Source organism: Frankia sp. CcI156, from assembly GCF_001983015.1.
Lineage (GTDB): Bacteria > Actinomycetota > Actinomycetes > Frankiales > Frankiaceae > Frankia > Frankia casuarinae.
The window spans coordinates 1-14,811 of the sequence record NZ_MOMD01000087.1; the positions used below are offsets into that span (position 1 = coordinate 1).

Annotated in this window: 14 protein-coding genes and 2 pseudogenes; 12 read left to right on the forward strand and 4 right to left on the reverse strand. The window is 68.5% G+C overall.

Annotated features, from left to right (window positions below; all coding sequences use genetic code 11):
- Positions 1-137: 137 nt before the first annotated feature.
- The 6 genes and pseudogenes from CcI156_RS27240 to CcI156_RS22465 all read left to right on the forward strand — a co-directional run.
- Positions 138-389: pseudogene (locus CcI156_RS27240) on the forward strand (SDR family oxidoreductase); the annotation flags it as partial.
- 52 nt (positions 390-441) lie between these two features.
- Entirely contained in the window at positions 442-1,398 is a 957-nt protein-coding gene (locus CcI156_RS22445; RefSeq protein WP_076808060.1) for an aromatase/cyclase, read from the forward strand.
- Between the two features lie 67 nt (positions 1,399-1,465).
- A complete protein-coding gene (locus tag CcI156_RS22450) occupies positions 1,466-2,599 on the forward strand; it encodes an acyl-CoA dehydrogenase (protein WP_011438505.1) in 1,134 nt (377 codons plus the stop codon).
- Positions 2,600-2,643: 44 nt separating this feature from the next.
- Positions 2,644-3,096, forward strand: coding sequence for a nuclear transport factor 2 family protein (locus CcI156_RS22455; protein ID WP_076808063.1), 453 nt, complete (start codon positions 2,644-2,646; stop codon positions 3,094-3,096).
- Between the two features lie 49 nt (positions 3,097-3,145).
- Positions 3,146-4,210: an LLM class flavin-dependent oxidoreductase gene (locus tag CcI156_RS22460; RefSeq protein ID WP_011438503.1), complete on the forward strand. Its 1,065-nt coding sequence runs from the start codon at positions 3,146-3,148 to the stop codon at positions 4,208-4,210.
- A gap of 88 nt (positions 4,211-4,298) precedes the next feature.
- A complete protein-coding gene (locus tag CcI156_RS22465) occupies positions 4,299-5,270 on the forward strand; it encodes a 3-hydroxyacyl-CoA dehydrogenase NAD-binding domain-containing protein (RefSeq protein ID WP_076808065.1) in 972 nt (323 codons plus the stop codon).
- Between the two features lie 109 nt (positions 5,271-5,379).
- On the opposite strand, the gene CcI156_RS22470 is transcribed toward CcI156_RS22465, so the two are convergent.
- The 4 genes from CcI156_RS22470 to CcI156_RS22485 form a co-directional block, all read right to left on the reverse strand.
- Entirely contained in the window at positions 5,380-6,291 is a 912-nt protein-coding gene (locus CcI156_RS22470; RefSeq protein ID WP_011438501.1) for an SDR family oxidoreductase, read from the reverse strand.
- 238 nt (positions 6,292-6,529) lie between these two features.
- A complete protein-coding gene (locus CcI156_RS22475; protein WP_011438500.1) occupies positions 6,530-7,237 on the reverse strand; it encodes a TetR/AcrR family transcriptional regulator in 708 nt (235 codons plus the stop codon).
- Positions 7,238-7,430: 193 nt separating this feature from the next.
- Positions 7,431-7,889 carry a nuclear transport factor 2 family protein gene (locus tag CcI156_RS22480; RefSeq protein WP_076808067.1) on the reverse strand — a complete coding sequence of 153 codons (459 nt, stop codon included), beginning with the start codon at positions 7,887-7,889 and terminating at the stop codon, positions 7,431-7,433.
- A 42-nt stretch (positions 7,890-7,931) separates the two neighbouring features.
- Positions 7,932-8,639, reverse strand: a complete 708-nt coding sequence (locus CcI156_RS22485) for a class I SAM-dependent methyltransferase (RefSeq protein WP_076808069.1) — start codon at positions 8,637-8,639, stop codon at positions 7,932-7,934.
- A gap of 318 nt (positions 8,640-8,957) precedes the next feature.
- Between CcI156_RS22485 and CcI156_RS22490 the strand changes: the two genes are divergently transcribed.
- From CcI156_RS22490 to CcI156_RS22515, 6 genes and pseudogenes are all read left to right on the forward strand, one after another.
- Positions 8,958-10,271, forward strand: coding sequence for an NDP-hexose 2,3-dehydratase family protein (locus CcI156_RS22490; protein WP_011438497.1), 1,314 nt, complete (start codon positions 8,958-8,960; stop codon positions 10,269-10,271).
- Positions 10,268-10,684, forward strand: a complete 417-nt coding sequence (locus CcI156_RS22495; RefSeq protein ID WP_023842034.1) for a flavin reductase family protein — start codon at positions 10,268-10,270, stop codon at positions 10,682-10,684. The genes CcI156_RS22490 and CcI156_RS22495 overlap by 4 nt, the downstream gene beginning before the upstream one ends.
- 816 nt (positions 10,685-11,500) lie before the next feature.
- A complete protein-coding gene (locus tag CcI156_RS22500; protein ID WP_076808072.1) occupies positions 11,501-12,751 on the forward strand; it encodes a helix-turn-helix domain-containing protein in 1,251 nt (416 codons plus the stop codon).
- 372 nt (positions 12,752-13,123) lie between these two features.
- The gene (locus CcI156_RS22505; protein ID WP_198031065.1) at positions 13,124-13,411 is read left to right on the forward strand and encodes a hypothetical protein; all 288 of its coding nucleotides are present in this window, start codon (positions 13,124-13,126) and stop codon (positions 13,409-13,411) included.
- 50 nt (positions 13,412-13,461) lie between these two features.
- A complete protein-coding gene (locus tag CcI156_RS25240; protein WP_131728953.1) occupies positions 13,462-14,298 on the forward strand; it encodes a hypothetical protein in 837 nt (278 codons plus the stop codon).
- A 101-nt stretch (positions 14,299-14,399) separates the two neighbouring features.
- Positions 14,400-14,811, forward strand: a pseudogene (locus CcI156_RS22515) (aminoglycoside phosphotransferase); the annotation flags it as partial.

Genomic DNA, 14,811 nt, shown 5'->3' on the forward strand with positions numbered 1-14,811 from the left:
CGAGTTCCTCGTACGTCGGACGGCCGCCTGACTCCACGTCCCGGACGCTATCCGATCATCACCCACCAGCCCGCGAACGCCACACGATCACCGAACAAGATCTACAAGGCCGCCACCCAACCGACGTGAACAGCTACGGGATCACGGTGAACGCGGTCTGCCCCRGCTATGTCGAGACCCCGATGGCGCAGCGGCTCCGACAGGGGTATGCGGACGCATGGCAGATCTCCGAGCAGGAGGTACTGGACCGTTTCGAGGCGAAGATCCCGCTCGGCCGCTATTCGACGCCTGACGAGGTGGCCGGCATGGTCGGCTATCTGGTCTCGGACTCRGCCGCGTCGATCACAGCTCAGGCCATCAACGTCTGCGGTGGCCTCGGGAACTTCTGACTGTCGGGCCGGCTCGCCGGCCGGTTCCGGCGCGGYCCGGAGAGGGAGAGAAGTGGGACAGACAACGAACACCGCCGCTCGCGAGGTCGAGCACGAGGTGGAGATCGACGCCGAGGCCACGACGATCTACGGATTCATCGCGGACGTCACGCGGTGGCCGCTGATGTTCCCGCCCACCGTGCACGTCGAGCAGCGGGAGACGGGTCGGGGGACCGAGCGCATCCAGCTCTGGGCCCTCGCGAACGACGAGGTCAAGACGTGGACGTCACGGCGCTCGCTGGATCCGATCGGGCTGCGGGTGGAGTTCCGCCAGGAGGTGTCCGCGCCGCCGGTAGCGTCGATGGGCGGCGCCTGGATGATCGAGCCGCTGGCGTTGGACCGGTCACGGGTCCGTCTCCTGCACGACTACCGGGCCGTCAACGACGATCCGGCGGCCCTGGAGTGGATCGAGCAGGCGGTTGACCGCAACAGCCGGTCGGAGCTGGCGGCGCTGAAGCAGAACGCGGAGCTGGCCGCGGCCCGCTCCGATCTGCTCCTCGACATCGACRACACGGTGCAGATCAACGGGGCCGCCGCGGACGTCTACGACTTCCTCAACGAGGCGCAGCTGTGGGAGGGCCGCCTGCCGCATGTCGCGCGGGTCACGCTGACGGAGKACGTCGCCGGCATCCAGGTTCTGGAGATKGACACCCGCTCGAAGGACGGGTCGTCGCACACCACCAGATCGGTGCGGGTGTGCCTGCCCCACCGGAAGATCGTCTACAAGCAGACCGTGCTGCCGGCCCTCATGACGATGCACACGGGGCAGTGGCTCCTGGAGCCCGGCGCGGATGGCGTGCGGGCGACCTCACGGCACACGGTCGCGATCAACGAGGCGGGCATCGGCGCGGTCCTCGGAGGAGACGCGACGGTGTCGGACGCCCGGGACTTCGTGCGCACCGCGTTGAGCACCAACAGCTCGGCGACCCTCGCGCACGCGAAGGAGTACGCGGAGCGCGCACGACGCTGAGCGGGCCCGTCACGGCCGACCTCTCGCAGGCCCGCAGGTCGGGGTTCGACCCTTTAGGAGGTGCCTGATGGCAGGGGCATCGGCGGCTTTCCTGCGCGCCGGCGCCGTCGAAGCCGCATCGACGGCGGCACGCCACGCCGAGGAGGCGGACGAGCGCCGGGTTCTGCATCCGGACGTGGTGAAGTCGTTGGTCGCCGCCGGTTTCGCGCGGCATCTCGTGCCGACCCGGTGGGGCGGTTGCGACGGGGCGGTGCTGGAGCTCCTCGACGCGCTCGCGCTGGTCGGCGCCGGCTGCGCCGCGGCGGCGTGGTGCGCGGCGGTGACCGCCGGTGCCGCCCGCATGGGCGCCTACCTGCCCGAACAGGGCCAGGCCGAGCTGTGGTCCGACGGGCCGGACGCGTTCGTGGTGGGCGCGCTCCAGCCGGCCGGCACGGCCCGGCTCGACCACCGCGGCTGGCTGCTGCGCGGCGAGTGGGCCTTCACCAGCGGGGTGGACTTCGCCGACTGGGCCCTGGTCGCGGCGGACATCGGCGGCCAGGCGGAACCGCAGCCGTGGTTCTTCGCCGTGCCGCGCGCCGACTTCACCATCACGGACACCTGGTTCAGCACCGGCATGCGTGGCACGGGCAGCAACACGCTCGTCCTGGACGGCGTGTTCGTCCCCCCACACCGGGCATTCGACCGCGCGGAACTGATGCGCGGCCGACCGGTGGGGTCCGCCGCGGCCTGCCACCGGGTGCCGCACCGCGCGATCAGCGGTGTGCTGTTCGCCAGCCCGGCACTCGGCGCGGCGCGTGGTGCCCACCGCTCGTGGGCGCGGCGGATCACTGAGGGGGGCGGGTGGCCCGGCGGATCCCCGACGCGGCGGGCGGCGGCGCACCTGACTGCCGCCCGGGTCGCCGGGGAGATCGACATCGCCGAACTCCTGCTACGGCGCGCGGCGGCGGTGTGTGACAGCGGCCCGGTGCACCCGGCGGAGACGCTGCGCAACGCGCATGACTGCGCGCTGGCGGCGGATCGGCTGGTCGGGGCGGTGGAGACCCTGTTCCGCACGGCGGGGTCGCGCGGCCAGCTGATGAACAGCGCGCTCCAGCGGTTCTGGCGGGATGTCCACAGTCTCGCCAGCCACGTGGCGCTGCAGCTCGAACCGAGCGCCGGAGCATACGGGGAATTCCTGCTCGACGGTGGCCTGCCGGCCTGACCTGGCCACCGGTCCCGAACACCTTCGACCCGAGGGGGCTCTTCATGACCCAGCAGGCCTCGCCTACCGCCTCGTTCGCGCCGGCGGAGCTGTACACGCAGGTTCTTCAATTCTACGCCCACCAGATGGGCCTCCTCGACGAGCGGCAGGCGGACAGCTGGGCGGACACCTTCGCCGAGGACGCGGTCTTCCAGGAGGCCGCACGTATGGATCCGCTGCTCGGCCGGCCGGYCATCCGAGCCTCGGCACGTGCCAGCGTCGAGCGGGCCRCCGCGAGCGGTCTGCAGGTGCGGCACTGGATCGGCATGCTCCAGGTGCGTCCCGGCCCGAACGGAACCGTCGACACCCGCTGCTACGCGCTGGCGATGCGCACGCCCAAGGGCGGCGAGCTGGAGCTGTTCGCCAGTGTCGTCTGCGCGGACCATCTTGTTCCGACCCGCGGTGGCTGGATGGTGCGCCATCGCGACCTGACCCATGACGGATTCGCGCCAGCCTGAACCGAGCGGAGYGGCGACGAACGACGCGGCCAGGCGAGAGTGAGAGACCGTGAAGATCGGAATCGTCTTCTTTCCCACCGTCGGCCCGCGAGACAAAAGTGCCCAGGACTACTTTGACGAGGCCCTCCACCTGGTGGACCTCGCCGAGGATCTCGGCTTCGACCACGTCAAGATGGTGGAGCACTACTTCTTTCCGTACGGCGGTTACAGTCCCGACCCGGTGACCTTTCTCGCGGCGGCGGCGGGCCGCACCCGTCGGGTGCGGCTGGGAACCAGTGCGACGATCCCGGCATTCGTCCATCCGGTAAAGCTCGCCGGGAAGCTCGCGATGCTCGACAACATCTCCCACGGGCGCCTGGACGCCGCCTTCGGGCGGGCGTTCCTGCCAGACGAGTTCCGGGCCTTCGGTATCTCCCTCGACGAGAGCCGGTCCCGGTTCACCGAGGGCGTCGAGGCCGTGAAGTTGCTGTGGACCACCGAGAACGCCGAGTGGAACGGCGCGTTCCACCGCTTTGGACCGGTGACGCTGCTGCCCCGGCCCGTGCAGCAGCCGCACCCACCGGTCTTTGTCGCCTCGGCACGCAGCCTCGACTCCGTCGCCGCGGCGGCGAGGTCCGGGCACCATCTGCAGACCGTCCCCAACGCGATGTCGGTGGCGGAGCTCGGCGAGCGGATCGGGCTGTTCCGCTCCACCTGGTCGGCCGCCGGCCATCGTGCCGCACCACAGATCCAGCTTTCCTTCCCCTGCGTGGTGAGCGATTCACCGGACGAGGCGCGGCGGAAGGGGAGGCTCGACGAACAGCGGAACACCGCCGCGATCAGTGCGGCGGTTCGATCCTGGCAGTCGACGTCGAGCAGTGCCTATCCCGGCTACGAGAGCCTCGCGAACATCGGCGGTCGTGACGCCTTCGATGACAAGCTCGCCGACGACAAGCTTCTGGTCGGCTCACCGGACGAGGTGCTGGGCCAGCTTGAACGCGTCGCCGCGCGCTGCGGTGACGACATCGTCATCAGCCTGGGTGTCCATTCCGGACATCTGTCGGTGCGTGACGCCGACACGACAATGCGCCTGCTCGCCGAGCAGGTGTTCCCGAAGCTGCTGACATCCGGCTGACCACTGGTGCGAAGGCGGCGGGCCGACGACAGCCCTCCGGCCTGGCGCCGCTCTGGTGCCTGGGAGACAGCGCGACAAGGAGGAAGCCATGACCACGGACGTGGGCGCCGAGCGGGGCCGGGTCGCCGTGATCGGCGCCGGCTCGATCGGGCTTGGATGGATCACTCTGTTTCTGGCCCACGGGTATCGGGTGCGGGTCAACAGCACCCGCAGCAACATCGAGACGGTCATCCACGATGCGCTGCGGCTGTTCACCCCGGGGCTGCCCGGCGCATCGCGGGACCCCGCGGACCTCGCCGGACGGCTGGAGATCGAGCCGGACCTGGAGCGGGCGGTCGCGRACGTGGCGGTCGTCCAGGAGAACACACCCGAGAACCTGGAGATCAAGCAGGATCTGTTCGCCCGGCTGGAGAAACACGCCGCGGCCGGAACGCTGCTGCTGTCGTCGACCTCGACGATGCTGCCGGCCGACCTGGGCGCCCGCATGGACAACCCGAGCCACCTCATCGTCGGTCATCCGTTCAACCCACCACACGTGATACCGCTGGTGGAGGTGGTGGGAGACACAACCTCGGACCCGGACGCGGTCAGCGCGGCTGCCGAGTTCTATCGCTCGGTCGGGAAGACTCCGGTGGTCCTGCGCCGGCCGATCGCCGCCTTCGCCGCGAACCGGCTTCAGTCAGCCCTCCTGCAGGAAAGTATTCACCTCGTCCGCGAGGGGGTGGTGACGGTGGCCGAGCTCGACGACATCGTGACCGGCTCCCTCGRCCCACGCTGGGCGACGGTTGGTCCCTTCCAGTCGTTCCACCTCGGCGGCGGGCCGGGGGGCCTGCGGAACTGGCTGGGCACACTCGGCAGCGGCCTGCAGCAGGGCTGGGCGGCGCTGGGACGGCCGGTGCTGGACGAGGACACCCTGGATCTGGTGCTGGACCAGACGGACCAGGCATTCGGCGGGATCGCCTACGAGGAACTCGCCGCGCGTCGGGACCGGCTGCAGAAGGCGGTGCTGGCTGCGGTCGCCAGTGCCGACGACGCGCCACCGCCCCGGTCTGGCTCCTGAGCCGAGCGTCCGCGGCTCCCCGCGGCGCTTCCCCGGCCGCCGCGATGCCGCCCCGGCCGCGAGGAGCCGCCGGCACCGTGCCCGGGGCGGTCTCACCGCTCCGGGCCTGTCAGCTGGCGAAATCCGTCGTCCGCGCCAGCGCATCCCACCGCTCCCATTCCGCGAGCCGCTCGCGGTACACCTGCGGCGCGAGGTCGGCCGCGCTGTTGCCGAGCAGGATCCGCAGCGGTGGCTGCGCGGCGTCGACGACGGTCCGCAGCGCCTTGCCCAGCCTGTGGGGATCACCAGGCTGGACGTGCGCGTACACCCCGGACATGCCGTGCCGACGCCGGGCGAGCACGTCGTCGTACTCGGTCATCGGCGTCGCCCGCTCCATGCTGGAGGCGCTCCAGTCGGTCCGGAACTCGCCCGGCTCGACGATCGTCACACGGATGCCGAAATCGGCGACCTCGTGTGCCAGAGTCTCGCTCATGCCTTCGAGCGCCCACTTGCTGGCGTGGTACATGCCGATGTTAGGATAGGTCGCCACGCCGGCGATGCTGGACATCTGAAGAATGTGGCCGCCACCCTGCCTGCGCATAACAGGCAGCACCGCCTGAGTGCACCACAATGCACCGAAGAAGTTGACGTCCAGCTGTGCGCGGGCCTGCTTCTCGGTGACTTCCTCGACTGCACCCGAAAGCCCGTAGCCAGCGTTGTTCAGCAGTACGTCGATGCTTCCCGCAGCGGCGACCGCTCGGTCCACGACGTCGAACACCATTGACCGGTCGGTCACGTCCAGGGCGAACCGGAGAAGCTGGTCGGGATACCGTTCAGCCAGCTCCTTGAGCGTGTCACGGTCGCGGGCCGTCGCGACGACCCGGTCGCCCGCGGCCAGCAGAACCTCGCTGGTGGCGCGGCCCAGTCCCCGCGAAGCCCCGGTGACCAGCCAGGTGCGGCGGACGGGGCCCGGTGGTGCGGCATCGCCCCGGCCGAGCGCCGAAGCCGGCTGAGGGCTGTGACCAGATTCCGTGTCTGACATGATCGCTCCATTCCCGATGCGGTCATGGCGGCGCCGGGCAGCGGCAGTGACCGGCGGTATCGCGTTAGGCGGAGAATTCGCGGATCCGACCGGGACCGGATTCCCCCCGGACCGGAATGCTGACAGGCGGGGTTACAGCGCCGCCGGACGTCCGGCCGCGGACAGCCCAGGGTTCGCTGGGGATCCGATGAAAGCTCGGTCGAGCGCGGGCGGACGATGCGGAGAACGAGCTGGTGGGTCAGTCGAGAGCATCGTCACCGTCATCGCCGGACGCCGGCCGGCGTACCCAGCGCTCGTCGAAGAGCAGGCTGGTCGGCGGGCTACCGGGCAGCGATGCTCGGGCCGGACCGTTCTCGGCACGCAGCCCGTCCAGCGCGATCGCGATGATGCGGGCCCGGGCCTGGGCCGCCGCCGCGAACAGATCGTCACGGGCGAGCCCGCGGACCTGCTCCAGCAGGTGCGACCGGCCGAGCTGCTCGATCAGCAGCGAGACGTCGAAATGGGATACGTCGCCCCGTAGGACCCCGGCCTGACGGGCACGCTCCACCAGCGCACCGAGCAGCTCGTCGCCGAGGTCCGCCGCGGCCTGCATCTGCTCGGTCACCTCGATGGTGCCGGCGATCGGCGCGAGCGAGCCCTGGCCGAACTCGATACGGCCACGGACGAACTCCGCCAGCCCCGTCCAGGGGTCGTCGATGGCGAGGGCGCTCTCGGCGGCCGCGTTCCAGCTTTCGAGCGACAGCATCGACAGCCGTTGGAACAGCTCTTCCTTGGTGCGGTAACGCCGGTAGAGACTGCCGATCCCGACGCCGGCGCGGGCAGCGATCGCGGCGACCGACGCATGGGCTCCGTCAGCCGCCAGAACCTGGCGAGCCGCATCGAGCAGCGCCCTGTCGTTGCGCTCCGCCTCCGCATGCCGCGGGGCACGCGTCGGGCGCCCGGCCATGTCGGCATCCTATCCCTTGCGGAGTAATCCGCTCCGTTATAGGCTCCGACGGAGCGATTTGCTCCGTTTGAAAACCCGCCGGGAGCGCCCCCGGCACCTCGGGAAGGATGTGCGCACGGCCGCTCCGGGACGACGCCCACCGGAGGTGGACCCCGTCCGGCCGCCGACATCAGGCCAGGGCCGGCGGCGGACCTCACCGGGGTTCACTATCCGCCGCCAGATAGCGATGACAGACCCGCCAGCCGTCCACTCCGCGCACGAGGTGATCGAAGCAACGCACGTGGCCGCGCAATGCCAAGGGGCCGCCATACGGAGTGACGGTCGGAAAAGCGTAGCTGCGCGCGCGTACGCTGCCGTCCGGCTGCCACCGCACGTCGAGCATCCCGAGCCAGTGCCGGATATCGAGCGGACCGGCGGCATGGATACGCGCTACGCCATCCCGAAGCGAGCCAAGGATGGCCACATGCCCTATATCCGGCGCGTCCTGCAGGTTCGAGTCCAGGACGGCGTCGGCCGTGAACRTGCGCACCCAGCCGTCCGGGTCAGGGTCGGCGCCGTCCAGCAGGCTCATCTGCGCCGCGTAGAACTGCAGGATCTCGTGATAGATCTCGGCCGAAGGAACGGAGGTGAGGAGCTCCGAGGACACCGTCATCTTCTCGCCTTTCTATCAGTGCTATCGTCCGCGTCGAATCAGTCAGACCCTAATGYCGACGAACAGCCCGGGTCCACCGTCGACGGCGATGAGCTCCGCCTTGAGGTCCGCCTGGGCGAACGCCTCCTCGTACTGGCCCCGGGTGAACAGGGTCAGCAGGTCGATCTCCTTGATATGGCTGACACCGTCGGYGCCGGCCAGCAGGTAGTGCAGTTCCATGCGGGTCTGGTCACCCACGCGGGTCGAGTGGGAGACACGGGTTATCGCCCGGTTTCCCTCGGACACCGCGTGCGCCGCGACATAACCATCCAGAAACGTGTCCGGAAAATACCACGGCTCGATGACGACGGTGCCGTCCGGCGACAGGTGCGAGGCCATGCAGCGCAGCGCGGCCGCCAGGTCCTCGAAAGTGCGCAGATAGCCGATGGAGCTGAACATGCAGACGACCGCGTCGAAGGTCCGGCCAACCCACAGGCTACGCATGTCGGCCTGCAGCAGCGGCCGGCCGGGGAGCCGCCGGCCGGCGACCGAGAGCATCGGCTTCGACAGGTCGGTCCCCGCTACGTCGGCGAAGAGCGTCGCGAAGTGCTCCAGGTGGTTTCCGGTGCCGCAGGCCACATCGAGCAGGCTGCGTGCGTCGGGCGTGCGGGTCCGGACCAGCTCGGCGACCCGCCGGGCCTCCGCCGCGTAGTCCTTCCGGCTGCGGTAAAGGACGTCATACATCTCGACAGCTCGGTTGTCCTCGTACACGGCGACCCCATCCGCTGGATTCACAGGCGCCGGCCGCTCCTGGCGCGGCCCGCTCTGCCGTATTCTGCGAAACACCGCTGGAGGAACGCTTGACGTTTGATTGGGCAGCACGCCGGAACCACCGGGACGGCCCCGCGGCGGCATCACCCACCGCCGCGCACCGGCGCACGCAGCCACCCGACGCACCGGGTTTAGTGGTTCTTGAGCGGGTCTCCGCGGCTCTTCAAGCCGCTCCGGCCAGACTGGGCCTCGACTGACGAGCGCCCGACATGTGCCCTGCCATCCGTAGGCATCAAGTCGACGATGGGAGAAAGACCCGTGTTCCAGCAGCTGTCAGATTTCCACGAATGGTTCAAGCAGAGAGCTGAAGCGAACACCTACCAGATATCCGTCGTCGCGCTCGACCAGCTTGACGGATGGGGCTTCGACGGTGATTCAGGGAATCTCTCGCATCGTTCGGGGAAGTTCTTCTCGATCGAGGGGATAGAGGTCGCCACGGACCACCGCGAGGTGCCGACCTGGAGCCAGCCGATCATCCTGCAGCCAGAGATCGGCATACTCGGAATCCTGGTCAAGAGCTTCGCCGGGGTGCCGCACTGCCTGATGCAGGCGAAGATGGAGCCGGGCAACATCAACGGGCTGCAGATCTCACCCACCGTCCAGGCCACCCGCAGCAATTACACCCGGGTGCACGGCGGAAGCTCGGTGCCCTACCTGGAGCACTTCCTCGCGCCGCGGGCCGGACGGGTCGTCTTCGACTCCCTGCAGTCCGAGCAGGGCTCGTGGTTCCTCAACAAGCGAAACCGGAACATGATCGTCGCGGTGGACGACGATGTCGAGGTCCGTGACGACTTCTGCTGGCTGAGCGTACCCCAGCTGCGGGAGCTGGTGCACGCGGAGAACATCGTCAACATGGACTCCCGGACGGTGCTGTCCGGCATGTCATTCCTCACCGGCGACACCGGTGGGGGCGAGGCGTTGCACACCACCCACGAGCTGCTGAGCTGGTTCACGGAGGTCAAGGCGCGGTATCGGCTCGACCGTCAGGTCATCCGGCTGTCGGAGGTCAAGGACTGGATCCGGTCGAGTGATCGGATCTCCCACGAGCTGGAGCTGTTCTTCAACGTCATCGGCGTCAGCGTCCGCGCCAGCAACCGTGAGGTCATGAGCTGGTCGCAGCCGATGTTCCAGCCGACCTGCCAGGGCGTCATCGCCTTCGTGACCAGGTGGATCAAGGGCGTCCGGCACCTGCTGGTGCACGCCCGGACTGAGCCCGGAACGGGCGACGTCGTGGAGATGTCGCCCACCGTCAACTGCTCACCAGAAAACTACCGCGGCCTCGGTCGCGACCAGCAGCCGCCGTTCCTCGACTTCGTGCTCGCCGCGCCACCCGAGCGGATCCTCGTCGACGTGGTGCACTCGGAGGAGGGCGGACGCTTCTACCACGCCGAGAACCGGTACCAGCTCGTCGAGGCCGACGAGGACTTCCCGCTCGAGGTACCGCCGGACTTCGTCTGGATGACGGTGTCGCAGCTCACGAGCTTCGTGCCGTACGGCAACCATGTCAACGTCGGCGCGCGTTCCCTGCTGACCTGCATCACGCGGCGCCCGGACCTGGAGGAGGCGGCGTGACCGTCCCGGGTGGCGGCACAGGCATGCCAGCGCTCACCCGCACGGCGACAGGGACGGTGGCTCGGGGCGCCGGCCCCGACCCCGACCAGCTCCGGGAGGCGCTGGCCCATTTCCCCAGCGGAGTCGTCATCGTCACCACCCGGAGCGAAACCCGCACGCCGCACGGGTTCACCGCGAGCTCGTTCTGCGCGGTGTCCCTGGAGCCGCCGCTGGTGTCGGTGTGCCTGGCCCGGGCGGCACGCTGCCATCCGGCGTTCGGCGGCGGCGACCGGTTCACCGTCAACATGCTCCGGCCAGGGCACGTCGAACTGGCGAGGCGGTTCGCGCGCAGTACCGGCGACAAGTTCGAGGACGGATCGTTCCGGTGCACGCAACAGGCTGGCGAACTTCATTTTTCACGGACTTCTGGCTGAGCTGATCTCCTCCGTCGGGCGGGCAGGCTGCGCCTTACCCCGGGTTCTCCTGGCTGTGCAAGAGCGCCGACGTTCCGGCCGTGCCTGCTGGGTGCCGTGCGCTCTTGCACGGTCGGGAGGTTCTGGGGTAACCCCTCGGGTGTCCGCCCGGCGGAGGAGATCAGCGGTCCCGCGCGCCCGGCTCCTGGTGACCGGCGGCGGCTCCCCCTCCTCCAGAGGAAGGGCCGGGGTCCGGGGCGGCGCCCCGTTGCTCTTGCCTGACAGATGCTCGCGCCTTGTAGTATGAGCCGGTGTATCGGCGCCCTTGGGATCGCGTTCCGCGAAGTGCGGTCGCAAGGTGCTTTCTAGCCGTTCTGGCCACGCTTATGGCCGGATGCGCGGGCTACGATGCGCCTCCGACGATCTTTCAAGCGATCTGTCTTGTGCTGGCTGCTGCGTTTACTGGTGCGGCGGCTGTGGATCTGCCGGCCGCTGGCGCCCTTCAAAAAAAGCCTGAAATTCGCACGCTCTGTTGCGTATTTTCGTCCCCACGCTCGCGGGGGTAATGGACCCGCGACGCTCCGACGCGACGAACGGGCGGCCGGTCCGACGCSCCCGGGTRGGGTGCCGACCGGAGGGAGGCGGGGCCCCATCCCGGTGCGCGGCCGGGCCGGCCGGGGTCCTGTTCGGCGTGGCGTGTGCGGCGCCCTCGGCCTCGACGTCCGGCTTGGTCAGGATGTGGGGGTTGCCGCCCCGGAGGGGCGGCCTTGAAACCGTAGAGATAATTAGCGAGGATCATCATCAAAGGGTTTTTCGCTGCGTGCGAAGGGAGTTGGTATGGCGATCGTTGGCGGGACGGGTTCGGATGACGCGCTGTCCGTCGGTCGACGGCTGAAGGTTCTGCGCACGCGGCGGGGGATGACGCGGGAGGTTCTGGGCGGGCTGGTCGGTCGCTCGGCGTCGTGGGTGAAGGCGGTGGAGACGGGTCGGTTGGCTGCTCCGAAGTTGTCGATGTTGCTTCGGTTGGCGGAAGCACTCAGGGTGCGTGACCTTGCGGAACTGACGGGTGGTCAGTCGATCCCGGTGGTGTTGTTCTCCGGCCCAGGGCATGATCGGCTCACTGCTGTGCGGGCTGCTGTCAACAGGTTGCCGGTCTCAGCCGCCGATCAGCCTGCGCCCTCGGTTGCAGATCTACGGGGGCGGGTGACCTGGGCCTGGAGGGCGAGGCATGCGGCGCCGAATCATCGGGAGGTTCTCGGGGGGCTGTTGCCCGGGCTTCTGGATGACGCGCAACGCACTGCCCGCGCGGAGGCGGACGGTCCGCAGCGCCGTGCGGCGCTGGCCGTGTTGGCGGAGGTGTACGCGCTGACGCAGTTTTTCGTGTCCTACCAGCCCGCACAGGATCTAGTCTGGCGGGTGGCGGAACGTGGTGTCTCGACCGCGCTGGACTCGGACGACCTGCATGCGGTCGGGGTGGCAGCCTGGCTGATGACACAGGCGCATCGTGAGGCCGGGGACTGGGATGCAGCGGACGTCGTGGCCAGTCAGGCGACGGCGCTACTGCGGGACAGCCTGTCCAGCGATGACGCCACTGACGACGTGGCGGCGCTGTGGGGAGCGTTGCAGTTCGAGAGCGGCTACACGGCGGCGCGGCGTGGCGAGATCGGGAACGCTTGGAGGTACTGGGACGCGGCGGACGCCGTCGCGCRGCGACTGCCGGACGACTACTTTCATCCTGTCACGTCGTTTTCGCAGACGGTCATGCACGCGCACGCCGTGACGGTTGYGGTCGAGCTGCGACAGAGTGGTGAGGGCGTACGACAGGCGGAACGGTGGCGCGCGGCGGTGATCCCGTCCCATCCGCGGCAGGCGCGGCATTGGATCGAGCAAGCACGGGCTTACCAGATCGACAGGAAGTACGACGAAGCGCTTCGTCTCCTCGATCACGCCTACGACTCGGCGCCGGAGACGATCCGGTACAACGGCCACGCGCGGCGGATCATTCTGGAAGAGCTGGACGCGCGGGATGGACGGCGTCGAGAGCAGGCAAGCGAGCTGGCCCGGAAGGTGGGTCTGTTGGGGGTATAGACAGTACCCTCCGGATGCGCTCCGTGGCTCTACCTTCACTGCATGGCAGATACGACCGGCGCCGTTCAGGCGGCGCGACCCTGTAGGCCGGTCCGGTTGCCAGGTGCGGCAGTCACGTTGGCCGCTGGCCCTGGGGGGATCGTCACGGCTGTGACCGTCGACTCGGACGGCGAAGCGAGTCCTGACCGCTCAGTGATGGTGGAGTTCCCTCGCGTACCGCTGCCGGGTGTGGCAGGGGTGTTGGTCGGATCCCGGCCTCGGCCAGTGGCGGGCGGCGGGCTTCGGGCGGACGTGGAGTTCGTCGAAAGGCCCMGGGCAGAACTGGTGCGGGTTGCGCTGGGCATGGCCGGCCTGCCGCGTGTGGGTTCTGTGGTGGTCTGCCCGCCGGGAGCGCCGCCGGGTCGTATGGCGTTGGCGTTCGTGGTGGCGGGACTGCTGCGGGAGCGGTGCACGCCGCCGGCTGCGGTGGTGACGTGCGCGGCACGCCCGACGTTGGGGGTCGGCAAGGTCGGGGTCCCGCATGAGGTGCGGGTAGAGACCGACGGTGACGTTCTCTGCGAGATCGTCTACCAGGTCATTGAGGCTGATCAGGTGTCGAGCTGGCTGGCGGGATGGCGGCGACCAACCCGACCGATCCTCTCGTCGGTTGAGACACGGTGATACCGCTTCGCGCTCCGATAGATCATCGGACCCTTCCGGCCTGCTCGATCGTGGTCACCGACGCTGGTTTACTCATCGCGAAGATCGCCAGCATCGATAAGGACCTCTACGGCCTCGTCGCTTATGCCGCCGAAGTCGGCTATGGCACCGGGTTCAGCCTCTGGGGTAGACGGTGGAGCCGCGTTCTGAGCCTGCCCGGGAAAGAGCATGACGACATCGTCGGACGGATCGCACCGGAAGTACTTCAGCCGAACTTGGGTAAAATGGTACGGGTAGAATCGGGGGCGATTATGGGTGTGCTCTCCACTCGGGATCCACAGTTGATCGACGAGCACCGGGAGACATTAGAATATCTGGCAGCTATTCTTGGCGTTTCCACTGCCGCGCTGGGAATTTACGGGTCCGCGATGTACAAGCCGGCCACGGAACGTGGCGATATCGATTTCGTGGTCTACGGAGAAGAGCAAGGGCGGCAGGCGTGGGAGAGGATTCAGTCAAGGCTCCCCCCGGTGCCCCGACGTAAAGCCGGAAGACCTTATCATCTGCATTTTCCGCATTTGGACGGCTCGGTCTACCTTGATCCGCGTCTTATCCGCTCTGATGCCGATACCGTTGCCCTCGTCCGCGCACGATCTATGATCAGTCCCGGTGCAGCCCTGGATCGTCTCGCGGTGACTGCGGCTCGCGACGCCTTCTACTATCCGGCGCGGTACCAACTCGAAGACGGCTCCGTGTTGCTGAGCTACCGGCTCGGTCACTGCGCACTCCTCAAGCCTGGTGACCGAATCTCGGCAGCTCCGCTTCCCACGGTCCACTTCGATGGTGTGCCACACCGTATAGTCCTACGTTACGAACACCTGACGATCCACGCGGGGGCGGAGCCGTGATGGGCAACGCGACTGACCATCTCGATGAGGCGGCGCGACGTCTCCGCGCTGCCCCGGCCGGGCCCATCCGCCTCGGGATCGGTGGCCGTTCTATCGGATGTGTGGCCGACGTCGACGGCGTACGCCGCTGGCTTCGGGTGGTGGCTGTACCCGAATCTGACGTACATCCGCTGGTCTGGACGGGCACCGCGACCGCTCACGCCCTTCCTCGGAGTGTGCGGCGTCCAGCCATGCAGGGGGGAACCGAATGGTATACGGGCGGGACACGAATCCGCGCTGAGGTCATCGACTATATCGAGGAAAAGGTCTGCTCTGATACCGAGGTCCTTCGTACCGAACTCGATCTGACGGCGGGCTGGTGGCGTTCTCTGCGTGCATCCCTGGACGCTCTCGCCGCACAGCCGACCGAGCGTGTTCCGCGAACTCAAGAGCAGTTGCGCCGTGTCCTCGTCCGGCTGTTCGGCCCCTCGATCGATCCCACGGTGGGAACCTGGGTCACCGCGCATGGTGACC